At 46.4% G+C, this 21,236-nt stretch carries 18 protein-coding genes; 12 read left to right on the top strand and 6 right to left on the bottom strand.

Going from position 1 to position 21,236, the window contains the following annotated elements:
* The first annotated feature begins 109 nt into the window (after positions 1-109).
* The 5 genes from CEQ48_RS03775 to CEQ48_RS03750 all read left to right on the top strand — a co-directional run bounded on the left by CEQ48_RS03775 (position 110) and on the right by CEQ48_RS03750 (position 6,976).
* Complete coding sequence (locus tag CEQ48_RS03775) at positions 110-775, top strand: LexA family protein (RefSeq protein WP_000781499.1); 666 nt, start codon at positions 110-112, stop codon at positions 773-775.
* Positions 776-993: 218 nt separating this feature from the next.
* The gene (locus CEQ48_RS03770) at positions 994-1,257 is read left to right on the top strand and encodes a hypothetical protein (protein ID WP_089070296.1); all 264 of its coding nucleotides are present in this window, start codon (positions 994-996) and stop codon (positions 1,255-1,257) included.
* A 5-nt stretch (positions 1,258-1,262) separates the two neighbouring features.
* The gene (locus CEQ48_RS03765; protein ID WP_089070295.1) at positions 1,263-1,445 is read left to right on the top strand and encodes a hypothetical protein; all 183 of its coding nucleotides are present in this window, start codon (positions 1,263-1,265) and stop codon (positions 1,443-1,445) included.
* Positions 1,427-2,650, top strand: coding sequence for a tyrosine-type recombinase/integrase (locus CEQ48_RS03760; protein WP_089070294.1), 1,224 nt, complete (start codon positions 1,427-1,429; stop codon positions 2,648-2,650). Before CEQ48_RS03765 ends, CEQ48_RS03760 begins: the two co-directional genes overlap by 19 nt.
* 426 nt (positions 2,651-3,076) lie before the next feature.
* Positions 3,077-6,976, top strand: a complete 3,900-nt coding sequence (locus tag CEQ48_RS03750; protein ID WP_089070292.1) for an esterase/lipase family protein — start codon at positions 3,077-3,079, stop codon at positions 6,974-6,976.
* Positions 6,977-7,878: 902 nt separating this feature from the next.
* Here the strand turns inward: CEQ48_RS03750 and tdh are convergent.
* On the bottom strand, positions 7,879-8,910 hold the full coding sequence (gene tdh / locus CEQ48_RS03745; RefSeq protein WP_055030177.1) for an L-threonine 3-dehydrogenase: 1,032 nt from the start codon (positions 8,908-8,910) through the stop codon (positions 7,879-7,881).
* 2 nt (positions 8,911-8,912) lie between these two features.
* On the bottom strand, positions 8,913-10,106 hold the full coding sequence (locus CEQ48_RS03740; protein WP_089070291.1) for a glycine C-acetyltransferase: 1,194 nt from the start codon (positions 10,104-10,106) through the stop codon (positions 8,913-8,915).
* A gap of 310 nt (positions 10,107-10,416) precedes the next feature.
* Between CEQ48_RS03740 and CEQ48_RS03735 the strand changes: the two genes are divergently transcribed.
* The 3 genes from CEQ48_RS03735 to gloA2 all read left to right on the top strand — a co-directional run bounded on the left by CEQ48_RS03735 (position 10,417) and on the right by gloA2 (position 13,153).
* Positions 10,417-11,685 carry an O-acetylhomoserine aminocarboxypropyltransferase/cysteine synthase family protein gene (locus CEQ48_RS03735; protein ID WP_032474352.1) on the top strand — a complete coding sequence of 423 codons (1,269 nt, stop codon included), beginning with the start codon at positions 10,417-10,419 and terminating at the stop codon, positions 11,683-11,685.
* A gap of 152 nt (positions 11,686-11,837) precedes the next feature.
* The gene (locus CEQ48_RS03730; RefSeq protein ID WP_089070290.1) at positions 11,838-12,776 is read left to right on the top strand and encodes a LysR family transcriptional regulator; all 939 of its coding nucleotides are present in this window, start codon (positions 11,838-11,840) and stop codon (positions 12,774-12,776) included.
* A complete protein-coding gene (gene gloA2 / locus CEQ48_RS03725) occupies positions 12,770-13,153 on the top strand; it encodes an SMU1112c/YaeR family gloxylase I-like metalloprotein (protein ID WP_089070289.1) in 384 nt (127 codons plus the stop codon). The genes CEQ48_RS03730 and gloA2 overlap by 7 nt, the downstream gene beginning before the upstream one ends.
* A 77-nt stretch (positions 13,154-13,230) precedes the next feature.
* Here gloA2 and CEQ48_RS03720 read toward each other — a convergent pair whose 3' ends face one another.
* The 4 genes from CEQ48_RS03720 to CEQ48_RS03705 all read right to left on the bottom strand — a co-directional run bounded on the left by CEQ48_RS03720 (position 13,231) and on the right by CEQ48_RS03705 (position 16,465).
* Entirely contained in the window at positions 13,231-14,643 is a 1,413-nt protein-coding gene (locus CEQ48_RS03720) for a PepSY-associated TM helix domain-containing protein (protein ID WP_089070288.1), read from the bottom strand.
* 111 nt (positions 14,644-14,754) lie between these two features.
* On the bottom strand, positions 14,755-15,102 hold the full coding sequence (locus CEQ48_RS03715) for a hypothetical protein (protein WP_113599614.1): 348 nt from the start codon (positions 15,100-15,102) through the stop codon (positions 14,755-14,757).
* A gap of 156 nt (positions 15,103-15,258) precedes the next feature.
* A complete protein-coding gene (locus CEQ48_RS03710; RefSeq protein WP_089070286.1) occupies positions 15,259-15,642 on the bottom strand; it encodes a cytochrome b562 in 384 nt (127 codons plus the stop codon).
* A gap of 76 nt (positions 15,643-15,718) precedes the next feature.
* Positions 15,719-16,465 carry a phosphatase gene (locus tag CEQ48_RS03705; protein WP_089070285.1) on the bottom strand — a complete coding sequence of 249 codons (747 nt, stop codon included), beginning with the start codon at positions 16,463-16,465 and terminating at the stop codon, positions 15,719-15,721.
* A gap of 526 nt (positions 16,466-16,991) precedes the next feature.
* On the opposite strand from CEQ48_RS03705, the gene zwf reads away from it, so the two are divergent.
* The 4 genes from zwf (at position 16,992) to CEQ48_RS03685 (ending at position 20,963) form a co-directional block, all read left to right on the top strand.
* Positions 16,992-18,494, top strand: a complete 1,503-nt coding sequence (gene zwf, locus CEQ48_RS03700; protein WP_181712714.1) for a glucose-6-phosphate dehydrogenase — start codon at positions 16,992-16,994, stop codon at positions 18,492-18,494.
* Positions 18,491-19,207 (top strand): 6-phosphogluconolactonase, encoded by a 717-nt coding sequence (gene pgl, locus CEQ48_RS03695; RefSeq protein WP_089070283.1) that lies wholly within the window; start codon positions 18,491-18,493, stop codon positions 19,205-19,207. Before zwf ends, pgl begins: the two co-directional genes overlap by 4 nt.
* A gap of 13 nt (positions 19,208-19,220) precedes the next feature.
* Complete coding sequence (gene gnd, locus CEQ48_RS03690) at positions 19,221-20,669, top strand: decarboxylating NADP(+)-dependent phosphogluconate dehydrogenase (RefSeq protein WP_089070282.1); 1,449 nt, start codon at positions 19,221-19,223, stop codon at positions 20,667-20,669.
* Between the two features lie 153 nt (positions 20,670-20,822).
* A complete protein-coding gene (locus CEQ48_RS03685; RefSeq protein WP_162484533.1) occupies positions 20,823-20,963 on the top strand; it encodes a hypothetical protein in 141 nt (46 codons plus the stop codon).
* The last annotated feature ends 273 nt before the right edge of the window (positions 20,964-21,236 follow it).

The following is a 21,236-nucleotide window of genomic DNA, read 5'->3' as shown; positions in this document are numbered from 1 at the left end:
TTGCCTCCATAGGAACACGCATAAATATTACGAAATGGAATTTACAAAAACAAGATAAATTACATTTTGGATGTTTTAAGTGTGATTACATTAAGTAATAATCATCGTTATGAAGATGGATTGGAAAGATCTGGTTAAGGCCAGAATGAAAGATAACGGCATCACTCAAGCCGTGCTTGCAGAGCGTTTGGACAAATCCCAAAGCGCGATTGCTCATTGGCTGGGTGGAAATCGTAAGCCGAGTATCGAAGAGATAGCCGCTATGATGAAAATCGTAGGGTTAGACCACGTCACTCTAAATTCTGATGGATTAGTGGAGTATCCAGATGAAGCATGGGCGAATATTTCACGTCCCCAAATACAACCTTCGTACCAGAAGTCTTTCCCCGTTTTAAGTTCAGTACAAGCAGGAATGTGGTCAGAAGCAATTGAGCCTTATACAGCTGAGGAAATTAATGAGTGGTACGAAACCACTGAACGAACAAGTGAACGCTGCTTTTGGTTGAGAGTTGAAGGTGACTCTATGACATCTGGCGTAGGAGTCAGTTTTCCTGAAGGCACTCTTGTTCTGGTGGATACGGAGCGAGATCATCAGAATGGTTCTCTGGTTGTGGCCAAGTTGACTGATGTAAATGAAGCAACATTCAAAAAACTAGTTATTGATGCTGGTCAGAAGTACTTAAAACCGCTCAATCCCTCCTATAACGCCATCGCCGTTAATGGTAACTGTAAAATTATCGGTGTTGTTATTGATGCAAAGTTAAAACTCTTTTAGCAACCTCCTACTAGATACGAACCGCCAAACAAGGCGGTTTTTTATTATCCAAATTGTAACCATCAGACATCCCCTATCTTGTAAAAAACCAAAAAACTCCAATTTGTAATTTACAAAAAAATTCCAATATGTAATTCTGGATACTAATGCGAGACTAATGACGCATATCAAGGGCAACTATTGCTCATAGTCCAAAATTACAATGCGAGGAAATATCCATGGCGGCAACCATTGATACCCAATACGGAACAGTAACTACTTCACCGCCGTACTTTAGCCAACGATTACATCGTTCAGTAATCGCGCTAACGCTTTATCCCACTGACGATAGCTGGGTGCTAAGCCGAGAATGCCCAGCAGAAATCACGATTACACCATCATTTCTCAACATGTTTGCCAATGATGCCGCTCCACTCGCTAAAAAGCTTGGCGCAATGCACTCCACCAAAAAGATTGGTGAACAAGATGTCATCGAGAGGTAGGCAATATGAGTCAATCACAAATTTCCATCATCACTCTTAAAAAAGCAGCCGAGGTAATAGGCCTCAGTGCAAAGACGCTAAGAGAGAATGCTCTCGATGGGTTTTATCCATCAACGGTCATGAAAAAAATTCGTGGTACTTGGATGATTGATATTGAGGAGTGGAATAAATGGCATCGAACCAAATAACGGATAATCTTCCATCAGGCATTGAAGTACATGGCAACAGCTTAAGGATCGTCTTTTACTATAACGGCAAAAGATATAGAGAATCCTTAGGTCTAACACCAAACAAACAAAACATAAACTTTGCTAGACAAAAAAGAGAAGCCATTCTCTATGAAATGAAAATCGGGACTTTTAACTACTCCGCGCATTTTCCAGAGTCGAAACACGCATCAGGTGTCCCTCAAGCAAAGAACTTACTACAACTCACGAAGCAATTCCTTGCCTCTAAAGATCACGATATCCGCCGATCTACGTTGCAAAGATATGATTGGGTGTTAAGAGATTTTATTGAAATATATGGAAAAACCAGAAGTAGCGATACTCTTTCACCGCGGACTTTGACGGAGTTTCGCCAAGAGCTCGTTAAAGGAAAAACGGGTCGCACCATTAATCGAAATCTGGTGACAATCAACGCCTTCCTTGCTTGGCTCTATAAAATGGAATACGTCAGTCGCGATTTATCCAAGGTTTTGCAAAGAGTGAAAGAAAGCGAAGTCGATATTCAGCCCTTTTCGATGGCGGAGATCGACAGTATTTTGAAACACTGCCACCAACTGCAGCACCGCAATATCGTGACCTTGCTTGTCTATAGTGGCATACGCAGTGGCGAGCTTTGTGCTCTGGCGTGGGAGGATGTGGATTTTGAGAATAAAACGATTCATATCCGCCGTTCAACTTATGATATGCGCGGATTAAAAACCACCAAAACAGACAAAGAGCGGTTTGTTGACCTACTGCCACCCGCTTTAGATGCTTTAAAAGCTCAACAATATTTAACCTACTCGTTAGAGCCTAAAGAGTACGATGTCGAATTACCCGGTCAGGCCTACAGAAAAGAGTCTCTGCGTTTTGTGTTTAATCCTAAGGTCGTTCGGGAGCAGAAGGTCAGTGGATATGACTATTACGGTAAACGTGCACTAGGCCGAATGTGGACGGCACTGTGTAAAAAAGGAGGCGTCCGATACCGTAATCAGTATCAACTTCGACATACCTACGCCAGTTGGATGATCACTCACGCTAACGTCAACGTGAGTTACTTGGCACAACAAATGGGTCACGCAGATATCACCATGGTCGCAAGGGTCTACGGTAAATGGCTGGTTGAATCGAACAAGAAAGAGTCTGAACGCGTTTGGCAAGAACTAGAAAAAGTAAGGAATCAATAACCGCCAATTAGGCGGTTATTTGTTCCTACCGAACAGAATCCCCATAACTCCTACAACCAACTAGATCGACATGACAACAAACTTTTGCCCCAAAATCATCTAGTAAATAATTCCTGACCACTTTCTTAAGTCAGTTCTTGACCTGCTTTTCTTAATGGCAGATTATGAGCCTAGTTGATTACTTATGATTATACAGACATGTTATGCAATTTATGAGTGGAAGGATAATACCTATAGAACAGTATGTTGTTGATATGGTGTCTGTATCTTCTAAAAATATTGTAAAAATAATGTCTGCAGAAAAGACACTGTTATATGCCTTTAGCACCATGGCTATCGACGGTGGCAGCCAAGTATGTGTACTGGAAAACGAAGAGCGATATTGTTTTATCGTTTCCTAAGAGTTCACTAGATTAGAGTTTAAAAATGGGAAAAAAAATAATACTCGTCCACGGACTGGGCGGTTCCTCCGACGGAACATGGGGAAGATTTCCAGAGTTCCTTGAGCAGGATGCAGACCTTGATTACAGCATTGTTTCATATGGCTATCAGTCGCCCCATATAATTAAACAATTTTATCAGCGTGCCCCCAGTATCCTGAATATAGCAAATGGCCTACTCACCGATATAAAAACTAGGTGTGACTTGGATAATGATGAAATTATTCTTGCTGGCCATAGTTTGGGTGGCTTAGTGGTGAAAAAACTTCTCCTTCGCATGAAGGATAAAAAAATAAACCATAAAATCAGAAAAGTATGCTTTTTTGACGTTCCACATGATGGGTCAGGGTTCGCAAATGTTGGCAAGTATATTTCATTTAGAAATCGACATCTCAAAAGTCTGTGTCGTGATTCCAGCGAACTCGATGATTTAAATGATCAGTGGGTAGATAGTGAGCTGGACAATGCTCTGGAGATTATGAGCATTATCGCTGCAAATGACGACATTGTATCTTCTTCTAGTTCCAAGAGTATCTTCAGGCATCATCAGGTTGAAACAATTAACGATGTTGATCACCGCTCAATTGTTAAACCGGAAAGTATGGAATCATCTTCATATATTGTTTTTAAAAAATTTATTTTGGAAGAACATACCGTAAATAGGTATAAAAATACTGCCTCACGAGACCTTGAAGACTGGAAAAGTGTAGAAAGAAATCATAGTTACCATTATGCGACTGATGAAAATCGAACAAAAGATTTTGAGTCGTTTGTTGCTGCTATTAATTTAGAACGAGCTGTGATTAGGCTAACAGGAGCATCTGGGTTAGGTAAGACACGCTTATTATTAGAAGCTATTGATGTATCTACTTCTATTGATGATTCCTGTGTTCTTATTTTTAATGCACCTGGTTACGACACCATAATTAAAGAAAGTATTCGGGCAATGGTTGAAGATCGTGTTCATGGCCTAGTAGTAATTGAAAATTGTAATATTGATTTGCACAACCATTTGGCCAAGGAGGTCAATAAAACAGATTGCTTACTAAAACTTGTTACAGTTGGCTATTCAGATGAACAAGTTGATGAATCTATTCATATTCAACTTTCCCCATTGTCAGATGAGGCCATAAAGCAGGTCCTGTCCCCAATATTAGTTGGAATGGATTCGAGAGACGTTGAGCGTGTAGCTCGGTTTGCTCAGGGTTATCCTCTTATGGCTACTCTAATCGCAGGGCAGTATCAGAAAGAGGGTCGGTTGCTTGGTTCGATAGAAAGTAGCTCTGTCGTAAGAAAATTAATCGATGGTGACGGCGGTATAACAGATGTTGAGAAGGGAATGTTATCTGCTTGTTCCTTGTTCGATGTCTTTGGTACGGCTGAAGGGACAGCCGGCGAAGAGGCTAAATATATTGCGGAATATGTTGCAGGGTCTGACCTAAAAACATTTGACAGAGTATTAAAAATATTTACCAGTCGGCAAATCATAAATCGCGCGGGGCGGTACGCAAGACTGGTGCCTAAGCCGCTGGCACTGACACTGGCGTCAGAATGGTGGGAGGAGACGTCATATGATCGTCAAAAGCAGCTAATTGATACCCTTCCCGATTCCTTAATGCAGAGTTTTTGTACTCAGGCTTCATATCTTGATGACCAGCCGAGTGTTCAAAGATTTTCAGATCGACTATTTGGGGGACAAAGCCCTTTTGTCCAAGCGGAGGAGCTGCTTACAGAAAGGGGTTCGAAACTCTTCCGCGCATTTGTTGAGGTGAACCCCGAGTCAACGAGCGATGCTTTATACCGAGTTTTGTCTGGGTACAGCCATGAACAACTTCAGGCTATAGATGGTGATACGCGAAGAAACCTAGTATGGGCATTGGAAAAGCTATGCTTTCATGCGGATGTATTTGAAAAATCTGCATGGTGTATGTTGTTGCTGGCATCAGCTGAAAATGAAAGTTGGAGCAACAATGCAACGGGTATGTTTTCTCAGTTGTTTCGAGTGCATCTATCTGGAACGCAAGCGAAGCCTAGTATTCGCTTTGATATTTTAAAGCGCGCTATTGCAGTTAATCAGACCGATATAGATATCGTGGTTCTTGAGGCTTTAGGTCAAGCAATTAGTACTTATGGAGGCACACGAACTATTGGAGCCGAGTATCAGGGGACTAAAGCACCGCTTGAAGAGTGGCGGCCAGAGCTATGGCAAGATATTTTTGATTTCTGGCAACAAGCTTTTGATTTAATGCTGGTTCTTTTTGAAAGGGGCGATGCACAAAAAGAAAAAGTTCTGTCAGATATAGGTCATTCAATTCGAGGCTTTGTTGCTCGTGGCCGTATTGAAATGTTGGATTCGGCGATTAGGAAGATTGTAAGTATCAATGGCTGCTATTGGCCAGAAGCTCTAGACAGTGTCAAAAACACTTTTGAGTATGATTCAGAAGATATCAAGCAAGAAGCGACTGATGCACTGAATAACTGGTTAAAGCTGCTAAGCCCCGATGAAGCAGAACTGCCCGAGAAGTTAAAGATTTTGGTAACCAATCCTCCCTGGGAGCATCATAAAGGTGAGGATGGTCATTACGTTGATGTGGCAGCAGAGAATGCGAAAGCACTTGCGACAGAACTCTCCCATAATATTGAAGAACTACTCCCTCACCTCGGCTTATTGTTACAGGGGGAGCAAAAGCAGTCCTATGCTTTTGGCCACCAACTGGCTCATGACTTAACTGATGTTGTGCCGATACTTGGTTTGGCTCTAGAGTGCTTAGAGGCCATTGAAAAGCCTAACTCTCGGTTAGTTTTAGGTTTATATCGAGGTTTGTTTGAGCAGTCGCAAGAGCTTTGGCAAGAGAATATCGATCGGTTAGTTGCGGATGAGAAATTGGTTCAATTTTATCCAGATTTTATACGAACAGGTGATATTAAAAAGGCACATTTAGATAATCTGCTGGAGCTCATTCAGCGAGGTGTGTTATCGCCAAATAGTGCGAATGCATTGAGTTATGGCAGTGTGACTGACAGCATTGAACCGGATGTGATGGCCGGTTTTTGCTTACAGTTAGCTGATCTGGGCGAACAGGCAAGCTGGTCTGCACTCAATGTGATTTATATGTATTGTTTTAGCAATAAAGACAGCGTCAATGAGCTAAGAGATCAGCTTAAGTATTTAGTCACAGCCGTACCTTTACATAAAGAGCAAGAGAATAGCGTAACAGATACTCACCATTGGTATGACATGGCTGAAAAGTTATTAAAAGAGCGAGATGAAGAGCTTGCGGTTGCGCTAACTAATCAGTTAATTGCGGCGAGTAAATTCGGCTTAAATCATGGTGATATCTGGTCTTATACCAAACCTTTAATGTTAAGCCTAATGAGCGACTATGGTGACGTAATCTGGCCGATATTTGGTGAGGCTATCGTTCGAGCTGAAGGGATGGATAAGTATTGGTTACAGCAACTCTTAGATAGGGAAACAAGTTTGGTAAGAAATGTGCCAAGTGTATTTTCTGTTATTCCAGTTGAAAGCGTTATGGAATGGTGCTTAAAGCAACCAGATATTGGCCCAGTTTTTGTTGCCCGTTGTTTAAATGTCATCGAAACAGTTGATGAGATGCAACAGCCTTCGGCTTTGTTTATCGCCTTGCTTGAGAACTTTGGAAATGACCAACGGGTAGCGAATGAACTGAGCGCTAATATGGGAACCCGTGGTTGGTCAGGGTCTCTAGTACCCTACTTAGAATCAGATAAAGCAGCACTAAGCCACTTGGTTGAACATGAAAATTCTAATGTAAGGCACTGGGTTAAAGATCATATTGCATATATAAACCGGCAAATAATTGAAGAGTCGAAGCGAGATGAAGAGCATGGATTTGGGCTTTATTAGTATGGGGGTAGCATTTTAAAGGTGTCATATAACAAGTTGCTGCACGCGGAGAAGTTGCGATAGTGGAAAGTTCAAAAAAGAGCATCATCACCCCGGTTCCATTGGGCTTGATACCAAGCTACAGAAGTTACTGGGCAACACATTTTTTTAGTATTTTGCAATGCCTAGATCAGCATAAAAATTTAGAGTTTTCTCCTCGCCGCCTAGATTTATATCCAGTCTATACTTTGGCGATCTTGCGAGGCTGCTTGCCATTAATTTTCTTCAATCAGAGGCTTTGTTGCGTAATAGTGAATCCACGAAGAATCGGAGCCAAAATACAGAATAAAATTCTTCTCTGACTCCAGCGATCTACCTAGAGATAAGGCTTTAATGGGCTTGTTACCGCTTGAGAAATAACAGATCAAGTGGATTATTCTTTTACGCAACAAAGCCGCTCATGGATGAATTGAAATTGTACATCTCGCCTGAGGATGTGGTCGGATTTAATAGGGGCGTATTGGAAATAGTCACTGACTTGCAATCTGCTCCAAAGGGCTAACAATTCATTTAAGCCGACGCAGCTTCGCAGTGCGGCTTAAATGAATTGTTAGCCCATAGGAATTTTCATCCGAAAATGACGAGTTAGAGTTAGGGCTTTAACTCGGAATTGTCCAAAAAACGATTTTGAGCAAAAAAAAACTCCAACCATTAGCCTTTTGAAGAAAAGACACCTCAACTTTGATTCGAAATCTTGGGGCTAAACTAGCGACTAGCAGTGGAATTTTTGAAAGTGTTTGGGGCTAAATTGGGGCTTTTTGAAAGGTTGAATTCGGTTTTATTTTCCACTTTACTGTTTATAAAAACAGTGTTAGCCAAAAACAAAGCGCCCCTTCGGGAGCGCTTTGTGGAGAGATTTTCGGTTACTGCCAATCGAGGATAACTTTGCCGGAAGCCCCGCTGCGCATGATGTCGAAGCCTTTTTGGAAGTCATCCACTTTGAAGTGGTGAGTGATAATTGGGCTGATATCGAGACCCGATTGGATCAGGCTCGCCATCTTATACCAAGTTTCGAACATTTCGCGGCCGTAGATACCTTTGATCACCAGACCTTTGAAGATCACTTGGTTCCAATCAATCGCCATGGATGACGGTGGAATACCTAACAGAGCGATACGGCCACCGTGGTTCATGGTTTTGAGCATAGCGCTAAACGCACTTGGTACGCCAGACATCTCTAAGCCCACATCAAAACCTTCGGTCATGCCGAGTTCTTTCATCACGTCTTCTAGGTTTTGCTCAGCGACGTTTACTGCACGAGTCACACCCATTTTACGGGCCAAATCGAGGCGGTATTCGTTCACATCGGTGATCACCACATGGCGCGCACCTACGTGTTTTGCAACCGCAGCAGCCATAATGCCGATGGGTCCAGCACCGGTGATCAGCACATCTTCACCCACCAAGTCGAATGAAAGCGCGGTATGCACTGCGTTACCAAACGGGTCGAAGATAGACGCCAGATCATCTGAAATACCATCAGGAATCTTGAATGCGTTAAAGGCGGGGATCACCAAATATTCAGAGAAACAACCCGTGCGGTTTACGCCCACACCAATAGTGTTGCGGCACAAGTGCGTGCGGCCGCCACGGCAGTTACGGCAATGACCACAAGTGATGTGACCTTCACCAGAAACGCGATCACCCAGTTGGAAACCACGCACTTCTTGGCCAATCCCAACCACTTCACCCACATATTCATGACCGACTACCATAGGCACTGGAATGGTTTTTTGTGACCACTCATCCCAGTTATAAATGTGTACGTCCGTACCACAAATGGCGGTTTTCTTAATTTTGATCAGCAGGTCGTTGTGGCCAAGCTCCGGCATGTCCACTTCGTTTATCCAGATGCCCTGCTCTGGTTTCAGTTTTGAAAGTGCTTTGATTTTCATAATTAAATTAATCCCATATCACGACCGACTTCAATGAAGGCGTCGATGGCTTTGTCCAGTTGTTCACGGCTGTGTGCGGCTGACATTTGCGTACGAATGCGCGCTTGTCCCTTTGGTACAACCGGGAATGAGAAACCAATAACGTAAATGCCTTTGGCCAGTGCGCGTTCTGCAAATTCTGCGGCAACTTTGGCATCGCCTAGCATGATGGGAATGATGGCGTGATCAGCGCCGCCCATGGTGAAACCCGCCGCTTCCATACGAGTACGGAAGTGCGCTGCGTTTTCCCATAGGCGCTCACGTAGATCGCCACTCTCTTGTAGCAGCTCCAATACGCGCAGAGATGCTGCAACAATCGAAGGTGCAACCGAGTTAGAGAACAGGTATGGACGTGAACGTTGGCGCAGCCAATCAATCACCTCTTTCTTACCGGAAGTGTAACCGCCGGATGCACCGCCCATGGCTTTGCCTAGCGTACCGGTGATGATGTCGATGCGGTCAATCACATCGTGGTATTCGTGTGTGCCGCGACCACTCGCGCCCATGAAGCCTACTGCGTGAGAATCATCCACCATTACTAAAGCGTTGTATTTATCCGCCAAATCACAGATTGCAGGCAAGTTAGCGACTACGCCATCCATTGAGAACACACCATCAGTCACGATCAGCTTGTGACGAGCACCGGCTGCATCCGCCGCGATGAGCTGCTCTTCCAGCTCTTGCATGTTGTTATTTGAATAGCGGAAACGCATCGCTTTACACAGACGCACACCATCAATGATCGAAGCGTGGTTTAGTGCGTCAGAGATGATCGCATCTTCTTTATCGAGCAGAGTTTCAAACAAACCCGCATTCGCATCAAAGCATGAGGTGTAAAGAATAGTGTCTTCTTTACCTAAGAATTGAGAGAGCTTCTGTTCCAGCTGTTTATGGATATCTTGCGTACCACAGATGAAACGCACCGAAGCCATACCAAAGCCGTGGCTGTCCATCCCCTGTTTCGCTGCTTCAATCAGCGCTGGGTGATTGGCCAAGCCAAGATAGTTGTTCGCACAGAAGTTCAGTACTTGTTCACCCGTAGAAATTTCGACCGCCGCTTGTTGCTGCGAGGTGATCACACGTTCGGATTTATAAAGCCCCTCAGCTTTCACTTCCTCAAGCTGAGTTCGGATTTGCTGATAAAAAGCAGAAGACATTGCGTGTTCCTTCTTGTTTTTGTTTTGTGGGTAACAGGATCTATACCTAAGACACTTAGCGACAATGCTTCAAGTCACAAGGGTATATTTACACTGTAAAAACCTTTCCCTTAGTGTAATCCAAGGTCACGCAAGCGATTATCTGCGGTAACGGAAAAGCATTCGTGAATCTCAGGCACAGATACACTTTTCTAGCCAATCTTATTGAGGATTCGTTGTGTCATGCATCTCGTGTTGAATCGCGAACGCTTGATTTATGAGCATGAAACTTCAAAGATGGTTCATTACCAACCCAGTCAAAGGACAGACGATGAAAGACGAAACACTGGCTATCCATTTTGGTTACACCACCGACCCTACTACTAAATCTGTGGCAACTCCGATTTACCAAACGGTCGCTTACGAATTTGATAACGCACAACACGGCGCAGACCTATTCAACTTGGCGGTGCCGGGCAACATTTATACGCGGATCATGAACCCGACCAACGATGTGTTGGAAAAGCGCATGGCCGCACTCGAAGGCGGAATTGGCGCGTTGGTAGTGAGTGCGGGCAGCGCTGCCATCAACTACGCGATTCTGACGTTGGCGCAAGCGGGCGATAACATTGTTTCCACACCGCAACTGTATGGCGGCACCTACACCCTATTTGCGCATATGTTGCCAAGCCAAGGGATTGAGGTGCGCTTCGCCAAGGACGATCGCCCCGAGAGTTTGATTGAGCTTATCGATGACAAGACCAAAGCGGTGTACTGCGAAAGTATTGGCAACCCAGCGGGTAACATTATTGATCTACAACGCCTCGCGGATTTAGCCCACGCCAAAGGTGTGCCCGTGATGGTCGATAACACGGTCGCCAGCCCTGCATTGTGCAAACCCATCCACTTTGGTGCGGACATCGTCGTCCACTCGCTGACCAAATATTGTGGCGGACACGGCACCACGTTGGGCGGCGTGATTGTCGATTCAGGTAAGTTCCCGTGGGCGCAACACAAAGACCGCTTCCCCGTATTTAATCAACCAGAACCGTCTTATCACGGCGTGGTGTACACCGAAGCCTTTGGCGATGCTGCCTTTATTGGCCGCGCGCGTACTGTGCCGCTGCGCAATACTGGCTCTGCCCTCTCACCCATGAACGCCTTCATGATCCTGCAAGGTTTGGAAACGCTGCCACTGCGTATGGAACGCCACACCGAAAACGCGCTGAAAGTCGCGCAGTACCTCAAGCAGCATCCGAAAGTCAGTTGGGTGAGCTATGCCGGATTGGAAGACTCGCCGTATTACGCGCTGGCGCAAAAATACATGGGCGGTAAACCTTCGGCGATTTTGTCCTTTGGTTTGAAAGACGGTTATGAAGCAGGCGTGCGTTTTTACGATGCGCTGCAAATCTTCAAACGCTTGGTCAATATTGGAGACGCTAAATCACTCGCTTGCCACCCTGCGTCCACTACTCACCGCCAAATGAGTGAAGAAGAGCAATTCAAAGCGGGCGTGAAACCGGAGATGATCCGCCTTTCAGTCGGCATTGAACACATCGATGACATTCTGGCCGACTTAGAACAAGCATTGAACGCTTAAGCGATGCGTACCTTGTCCCGTCTATATCTAGATCTAGATCTAGGCGGGATACTGTTCTTGCCCGACAACTCCTCACTTTAATTTCACCAAATTGCATTTAGCCGATGATTCTGCGACAGTGACGCCACTTGTTGGCCGACTCATCGACACTTATGTTACTTCCCAAATTGATTACCCTACTACCCGACCTCGCCACTTTTATTGTGGTGGTCAATGAAGGCAGTTTTACCGCTGCGGCCAGCAAACTTGGCGTAACACCTTCTGCGCTCAGTAAGCTGATTACTCGCCTTGAGCAAGCCTTGTCGGTCAAGCTGTTTGAACGTACGACGCGCAAACTCATCATTACTCAAGCAGGGCAAAAGGTGTATGACCAAAGCTTATTGATGGTCAATGCGGCGCAGCAAGCCATTGAAATCTCCAGTTCGGAACATGCCGAACCTGCTGGCGCCCTGACGGTTGCTGCGCCAGAGGCGTTTTTAAATTCCGTATTGCAGCCGTTTGTGGTGCCATTTCTCGCCCAATATCCGCATATTCAGCTCAAGCTGCGTGCCGCCGATGGTGACATTGATCTGTTCAAACACAATATTGATGTCGCCTTTCGCTTGACGGATAAGCCAGATGAAAACTTAGTGCTGCGAGAGCTGTGCAAAACCAATTTGGTCCTGTGTGCCAGCCCTGAATATTTGGTGCAGCGTGGTACGCCGGTTCACCCCACCGATCTAGCCGAACATGATTGTCTCTACCTCGCGGAAACCGATAAAGATCATATCTGGACGTTTGCCAAAGGCCGTGAAACACACACAGTGGCGGTGAGTGGCCGTTATGCGGTGAACCAATCGCAACTGCGTTTAACTGGGGTGAAGAATCACCTCGGCATCGGGATTTTCCATGATTTTGTGGTGCAAGATGCGCTGACGGCTGGCAAGGTAGTGCAAGTGCTGCAAGAGTGGAATATTAAGAGCAATTATCACGGCGCGATTGCTATGCAGTACGCGCAGACCAAATACATGCCAGCTCGCTTGCGAGTGTTTATTGATTTTGTGCTCGAGCACCTCAGTCCTAAGCTCAATGGTAAGGAGTCCACATGCTAAAACGCATTCATCATGCTGCGATCATTTGTTCGGATTACCCTCGCTCGAAAGCGTTTTATACAGAAATTCTCGGCTTGCGCGTTGTAGCAGAAAACTACCGCGCCGCGCGAGACTCTTACAAGCTGGATTTAGCCCTGCCTGATGGCTCACAAATCGAATTGTTCTCTTTTCCTAACGCACCTGAGCGGCCAAGTTTTCCTGAAGCGCAAGGGCTACGCCATTTGGCGTTTGTGGTGGATGACGTGGCGGAAATAAAGGCTCAGCTAGAGCAACAAGGCGTGTGTGTAGAGCCGATCCGCATTGATGAATACACAGGCAAAGCCTACACCTTTTTTGCTGATCCGGATGGATTACCACTTGAGTTGTATCAGGCTTAAACGAGGTCGACTCGTACTCATGTGAACTAAAAAGGCCAGATAAAATCTGGCCTCTATTTACTTTCCTACTTTTGCACTTAACTGAAAGCGATTTTCAGCTTAGCAATACGACTCACCAGTAATCCATCAAGCAGCAAAGCCAACACAATCGTCGCTCCCGCCAGTGGGAATGCCACGCCAATCACCAGTAACGTGGCTAAGCCTGCTTTCCATACTCCATCTTGCTCAAAACGTGGCGGAACACCTAGCCGAGCTTGACCAGTTGGGCGGCGTAGCCACCACATCACCACACCTGTGACAGAGATCAGAATGAAAGCGAGACAAAACAGTACGTTGGCTATTTTGTTCCATACACTCAGATCGCCTTGATGCAGCGAAATCCCCGCCGCCATCGCTTTGGCAAATGGCGAATAATCTTGCCAAGTGACCTCGGTGAGTAATGCACCAGAATATTGGTCAAAATGCGCGGTGCGATCATCACGCGGATCGACAATATCGCCTGCCATGGTATTGGCAGAAACGGTATACACACCCGTTTCTCCACGCGGAAAAGCAACGCGGTACTGCGTAAAACCGAGCGCCTTAGCCTGAGCAATCACTTGATCGATACCGAATTGAGGATTAATCGCAACCATTTCATGCTCACCCCCATGATGATGCGATTGCGGTACTGGCGTTTGCTCTAAGTTCCAAGGCATCTCTTTTTCTGAACCATGGTTTAAATTCGCATGCGTGAGTACCGATTGCGGTTTTTCTCCCCAAGTGTAATACGTCGGGAAGGTATTCCATGCCTGCACCAGTTTTCCGCCCCAAATGCCCGCCCACGAAAGACCGGAAATCAGGAAAAACAGCAGCACTAAGGACAGCATGCCACCTAAATTTGCGTGCAGGTCACGCCAGAAAATTCGCGCACCACTGCCCACTCGGATTTTGAGAAACCCCGCTTTACGTGCGTTATCCAGCGGCAACCATAAGTAGATGCCACTCACCAGTAAAATCATCCCCAAGCTGGCCGCGACTTCAATCAAATAGTCGCCCCAATCGCCAATCAATAAGGTGCCGTGAATGCTGTTCGCCCATTCATACCAGCTTTCGCTACGATCAATAGTGCCCAGAACCACAGCGCTATACGGATTAACCGTGACAAATTGGGTTGAACCATCGCTAAACAGTACAGAAAAACGGTTGGCTAAATCCGGCTGAGGCGCAGGAATAAACTGGGTAACTTGCGCTTCTGGATACGCCTTTTGTACTGCCGCAAGCTGCTGAGAAACAGGCATGACCTGCGCTTGTGGTGTAACGTTTAATACCTCGGCGTAGCGAGCTTGTTCAATTTCATCATCAAACAACATGACTAAGCCCGTCAGCGCCAACATCAACATAAAAGGCACCACAAACAGGCCCGCATAAAAATGCCAACGCCAAGTGAGAAAATAGAGGGTTTTACGACGCGCAGCCGCCGTCGGTTGAGGTTTAGTAACGGTACTCAACGTATTTCTTCCTTTTTTAAACGCAAATTATCCCTTCGGTGGAGAAACCAAATGGGATATGAGCGTGTGACTTTACTAAATGGTTTTATTGTTATTGGGTAATGAATTCAGTTAAGCCACTGGCGGAGCACGCGGGACAGCACTTTCAAAACGGACACTTAGAGCCAAAAAAGTGTAACCATCTACTTGCGCCGTCGTTTGTCGAATTGGAAGTCGTGTGGTTGGAAGTTCGGTGTGATGAAAGTTGGAGAAATGGGCAAACGGACACGGTTTACTGTGCTGAGTTTGCGGTTTGCCATCTTCAATTTTGACCAGTTCAAAACCATTGATGGTACAAAGCGTTGCCCAAACGCCCGCCGCATTGCCGTGCGCATTGAGCACAGGCATGAGCGAAACCAGCAGCCAACTAAGTAGGCTGAGTTTCAGCATCAAGCGGTGAAAGGTACGTTGCGGGTTCATAACAACACTCTTTATGGATTGCTCACTACTATAACCATTAGTGATAACCATAACAGTGTGTTACACCCAAGTTTTAACAAAAAGATGAGGGTTGTTTACATCTAACAAGCGTTCCTTCCCACTTAAGTCGCTCTCAAGCAGGAAGGAAAAGGCAGACTAACCAAACAACCGCTTCCAAATACTTGGATTGCGTTTGTCATGGTATTCAATTCGCAGATCATCAACGGTTTTTAGGCTAGCTTTTGCTGCCTCGAGTTCACCGGCTTGCAAATGAGCGTCTATTTTATCCAAAGTCACCGCGAGCTTTTGGAAGCCTTCTTGGTAAGTGGCTTCTTTTTCAGCGGGATACGACCTCTGTGTCGCTTGCTTAACTAAGCCTTCCAGGGTGGTCACAGGAACTTGCATTGCTTCGACGGTTTGGGCTTCCGCGGCTTGTTTAAACGCCAGTTTCATGTCTTGCATGATCGATTTAAGATCTTGCCCAGCGGCAAAAACCGGAGTGGCGAGCAATGCCGCCGTTAGAATCAGTGTTCTTTTCATTTTTCTACTCACTTTTGAAGGGAGTGGAATTGTACGCCATTCTGCCTGCAAAAGTGAGCTTGGCTTTGTTGCAAAATTAAAGTACACCGACAAACTCTTCAATCGGCTGGCGACCACGCAACTCAAGAAAATCGAGGAACTGACGCGCGGTATGAGTGATAACGCGTTGCGGGTTAATGCCCACTTCATCAATCAGTTGACTGGCTAGGGATAAACCGCCGATATCCAGACAAAAATGGGCATCACTGCCAGTCGTGATGTAGGCATCGAGCGATTTCGCGACACGGGCAATCTCGTAACAACGATCAATACTGCCCACTCGACTATGCCCTTTTAAAGTGCTGTTGTTGATTTCAATCGCCACATTATGCGCTTTGGCACAGACAATCACCTGTTCAAAGTCGAAATCAAAATGCGGGTTACCCAGATGCCCTAGCGCATCCACTCGGCCGCCTTTGATGGTTTCAATCAAGGCTTGGGTATGCACGGTTTTATCGGCGGGATGAAATACTGGTTCGTGGAAACTGCCAATCACCCAATCTAAGTTCTGGTCAACGCTTGGGTGCAAATCAATATCACCTTGCGGATTGAGGATGTTGGCCTCCACACCACGAATTACGCCCACCCCTTCAAGAAATCGCGGCAAAATGCGCTGGTTGGAGAAAAACCAGTAATGCGGCGCTCCGGGCATAGATTCGGCATGGTCAGTGGTACAAAACAGCGTCAAGCCATTTTGCTTGGCCGCACGCGCATTCTCAATCAGCGTACTGTAAGCATGGCCACTGGCGTAAGTGTGAGTGTGAGTATCTACGGCTAATTTCATTTCAACAGTCCTTCCTAACGCATTGTCGGCCAGTGTAGCAGTCTCCCCCTCGGGTTGCTATTTACAATCATGGTTGACACCAAGGCGAATGTCACGGGGATGATGAGTGTCATCTTGAGCTCTCATCAAAGGTCGGCCTATCACTGTGCCATTTGTTATTCCCTTCTCACCGAGCGTCACTTCAAGTCATTTAGAACTAGTCATTCAACTTATTTTGAATTTTTCTTTAAAAACTAATGGTTAACATTTTCACCTGCCACAATTCAATCGATTGCGTTATCAATAGTTGATGTATGTCAAAGAGTCGTAGACAATACGTCCCCGAGTCGGGGATGAGTTTCGCTAGCACAAGTTCCTCCCCGCCGATTGATTTTTCCTATTAAACCTATAGGCAAGATCGGTTTTTGATTTGTGTATTGCGCTGCTAGGGTTGGCGCATGCTAACAATACCCAAAGGTTTTCCGGTGAATATGGATATTGATTCACTGCAAAATCAAGGGAGTACCTCGTTTCTAAAGGAAAGATGATGGTAATACCTGAAAACAGCAGCATCGTAATTTTCGGTGCTTCGGGAGATTTGACGTACCGTAAGCTTATTCCTGCGTTGTATCACCTCTATGCCAGTCAGCAACTGCCTAAATCGTTTGCGATTTTAGGTGTGAGCCGTACAGAGTACAGTGACGAGTCTTACCGCGAGAAGCTAAAGCGCTCACTGCAAGAGCTGGAAAAAACCGAACCAGCCGCTCTCGAAGCTTTCATGCAGCATGTGCATTATCAAGCGCTGAACACCTCAGAAGTAGCTGATTATCAGCACTTAGCGACTCGCCTTGATACACTGGCTAACGGTTATCAGTTTGAACAGCGTAATACGCTGTTTTATCTCGCGACGCCACCAAGCTTGTATGGCGTGATCCCAGCTTGCCTTGCGGCACATGGCCTCAACGATGAGACTCAAGGTTGGAAGCGTCTGATCATCGAGAAACCTTTTGGTTACGATTTGCAATCTGCGCAAGAGCTGGATGTGGAAATCCACCGCCACTTCAAAGAGCACCAGATTTACCGTATCGACCACTACCTTGGTAAAGAAACCGTGCAAAACCTGCTGGTATTCCGCTTTGCCAACGGCATGTTTGAGCCACTGTGGAACCGTAACTTTATTGATTACGTGGAAATCACAGGCGCAGAATTCCTAGGTGTGGAAGAGCGCGGCGGTTATTACGATGGTTCTGGCGCGGTGCGCGATATGTTCCAAAACCACCTGCTGCAAGTGCTGGCTATGGTGGGCATGGAACCGCCTGCGGCGATCAACGCGGATTCCATTCGTAACGAAGTGAACAAGGTACTGCAAAGCCTACAACCACTTTCTGAATCTGATCTGCGCAACAATCTGGTGCTCGGCCAATACACCGAATCGGAAGTGCGTGGGCAGTTTTTACCCAGCTACCGTAATGAGCCTGGCGTGGCGGCGGATTCACGCACCGAAACTTATGTTGCTCTGAAAATGTTCATCAATAACTGGCGTTGGAATGGTGTGCCATTCTATGTGCGCAGCGGTAAACGTTTACCAACGCGTGTCACCGAAGTGGTCATTCACTTCAAACGCACACCGCACCCCGTCTTTGGGCAAAATGCGCCAGAGAACAAGCTGATCATCCGTATTCAGCCTGATGAAGGCATTCTGATGAGCTTCGGCTTGAAAGAGCCGGGCGCAGGTTTCAAAGCCAAAGAAGTGTCGATGAATTTCCACTACGCCTCACTGGAGCAGATCAAAATGCTCACCGCTTATGAGCGTTTGCTGCTGGATGCACTCAATGGTGACGCGACACTGTTTGCCCGCACTGATGCGGTAGAAGCTTGTTGGAAGTTTGTGCAGCCGATCCTCGATTTCAAACAAGACCCACAATCGCTGTATGGCTACGCCTGTGGTACTTGGGGCCCTAAAGAGTCGGATGACTTGCTGCGCCGTGACGGCCGTGAGTGGCGCTTCCCTTGTAAAAACCTCACTAACACGGATTACTGCGAATTATGATCAACCATAAAATTTTCCCAACGGCGGATGCCGTGGTGAAAAGCCTTGCTGACGATATGTTGGCGTACAGCCAGCAAGGTCAGCCAGTACACATTTCCCTGTCTGGCGGCAGCACGCCCAAAATGCTGTTTAAGCTTTTGGCAAGCCAGCCTTACGCGAACGACATTCAGTGGCAAAACCTGCATTTCTGGTGGGGGGATGAGCGCTGTGTGGCTCCCGATGATGCACAAAGCAATTACGGTGAAGCCAATGCGCTGCTGTTTAGCAAAATCAACATGCCTGCGCAAAACATTCACCGCATTCTGGGAGAAAACGAGCCACAAGCGGAAGCGGAACGTTTTGCACAAGCGATGGCGCATGTGATCCCAACCGAAAACGGCACGCCTGTGTTTGATTGGATTCTACTCGGTGTCGGTGCCGATGGTCATACCGCATCCCTGTTCCCAGGGCAAACCGACTATGCAGACGCCAATCTTTCGGTGGTGGCAAGCCATCCGGAATCCGGACAGCGACGCGTTTCAAAAACCGCGAAAGTGCTGCAAGCCGCAAAACGCATGAGTTATCTCGTTCTTGGCGCAGGTAAAGCCGAGATCGTAGAACAAATTCACACCACTCCAGCCGAGCAACTGCCTTATCCGGCAGCCAAAATTCACTCCACTTCAGGAGTGACCGAGTGGTACTTAGATTCAGACGCCGCAGCAAAGATTGCGTGAAGGAGAGCAATAAATGAAAGGTGATATCGGTGTAATCGGCCTTGCAGTCATGGGCCAAAACCTGATCCTCAACATGAACGACCACGGCTTCAAAGTGGTGGCACACAACCGTACCGCGGCTAAAGTGGACGAGTTCTTAGAAGGCCCAGCCAAAGGCACTAACATTGTTGGCGCTTACACGCTGCAAGAGCTGGTTGATAAACTGGCGACACCACGCAAAGTGATGCTGATGGTGCGTGCAGGTCAAGTGGTTGATGACTTCATCGAGCAACTGCTTCCACTGCTCGACAAAGGTGACATCATCATTGATGGTGGTAACACCAACTTCCCTGATACTAACCGCCGTGTTAAAGCACTGCGTGAAAAAGGCATTCACTTCATCGGTACGGGTGTTTCTGGTGGTGAAGAAGGTGCACGTTTCGGACCTTCCATCATGCCGGGTGGCGCACCTGAAGCATGGGAAGCGGTAAAACCGATTTTCCAAGGCATTTCTGCAAAAACTGACGCTGGTGAGCCTTGCTGTGACTGGGTGGGCAACGATGGTGCCGGTCACTTCGTGAAAATGGTTCACAACGGTATCGAATACGGCGACATGCAGCTGATCACTGAAGCTTACCAGTTCATGAAAGATGGTCTGGGAATGTCGGCAGATGAAATGCAAGCCGTGTTTGCTGACTGGAACAAAACTGAGCTAGACAGCTACTTGGTTGAGATCACCGCTGACATCCTTGGCTACAAAGATGAAGATGGTGAAGCGCTGGTTGAGAAGATCCTCGATACTGCTGGCCAAAAAGGCACAGGCAAATGGACGGGCATCAACGCGCTGGACATGGGCATCCCACTGACGCTGATCACGGAATCCGTGTTCTCTCGCTGCCTATCCGCACTGAAAGATCAACGTGTTGAAGCAGAAAAACTGTTTGGTAAAACCAAAACTCAAGTGGAAGGTGACAAACAAGTTTGGGTTGATGCACTGCGTCAAGCGCTGCTGGCTTCAAAAATCATCTCTTACGCGCAAGGCTTTATGCTGATGCGTGAAGCATCAAACGAGAATGGTTGGAACCTGAACTACGGTAACGTGGCTCTGATGTGGCGTGGTGGTTGTATCATCCGCTCTGCGTTCCTAGGCAACATCCGTGATGCGTTTGAAAAGAACCCAGAACTGGCGTTCTTAGGCTCTGATGCGTACTTCAAAGGTATTCTGGACAACTGTCTGGTTGCATGGCGTAAAGTGGCAGCAAAATCGCTGGAAGTCGGCATTCCAATGCCATGTACGACTTCAGCACTGACCTTCCTTGATGGTTACACTACGGCTCGCCTGCCAGCGAACCTGCTGCAAGCACAGCGTGATTACTTTGGTGCGCACACTTATGAGCGTATCGATCGTCCGCGTGGTGAGTTCTTCCACACTAACTGGACGGGTACAGGCGGTAATACTGCGTCTACCACTTACGACGTGTAATGACACCTAGTAGGAAAGCGTCATACTGATAAGGATGAAATTAGGGCTAGCTACTTCTTTCGTATCAGCCTATAATTTCGCCGTTCAGGGAGGATGTCGGTTTTGCCGACATCCTCTATTTTTTTTCTGCACATTTCGCTTTTAAGAGAATCGATGATGACAATCAACAAGTACTATGTTTTGGTTCCACAGGCTTTGGAACAGTCAACACATAAGGACAGTGACGTTGCATCTGACATGGAAGCTCAGCGCCAACAAATGGTGAAAGAAGCACAAAATCAAGGCGGTTTGTAATTCAAACCACCAGAAAAAAGCACCTTAGGGTGCTTTTTTTTATCTCTATTTTCCGCAATATACCCAAAGAGCGAGTGGTAACTAGGCGGCACATGAATTCATTCCTATGCTCACAAATAGACAAGGTGATTGGAGTGAACAAACCTCGTCAACACCGCAGCAATTTCAATTAGGGATGAAATAGAAAGTAAACTAATCCTCAAGCCTTCCCATCAATTAGTTCAATCAATGAAACAATCCTGTTACCAAGTCGCTATATATCCAACCTCATGC

Source organism: Vibrio tarriae (assembly GCF_002216685.1).
In the GTDB taxonomy this organism is placed as follows: domain Bacteria; phylum Pseudomonadota; class Gammaproteobacteria; order Enterobacterales; family Vibrionaceae; genus Vibrio; species Vibrio tarriae.
The sequence above is the reverse complement of the archived record's forward strand: the minus strand, read 5'-3'. Positions and strand labels throughout refer to the sequence as shown.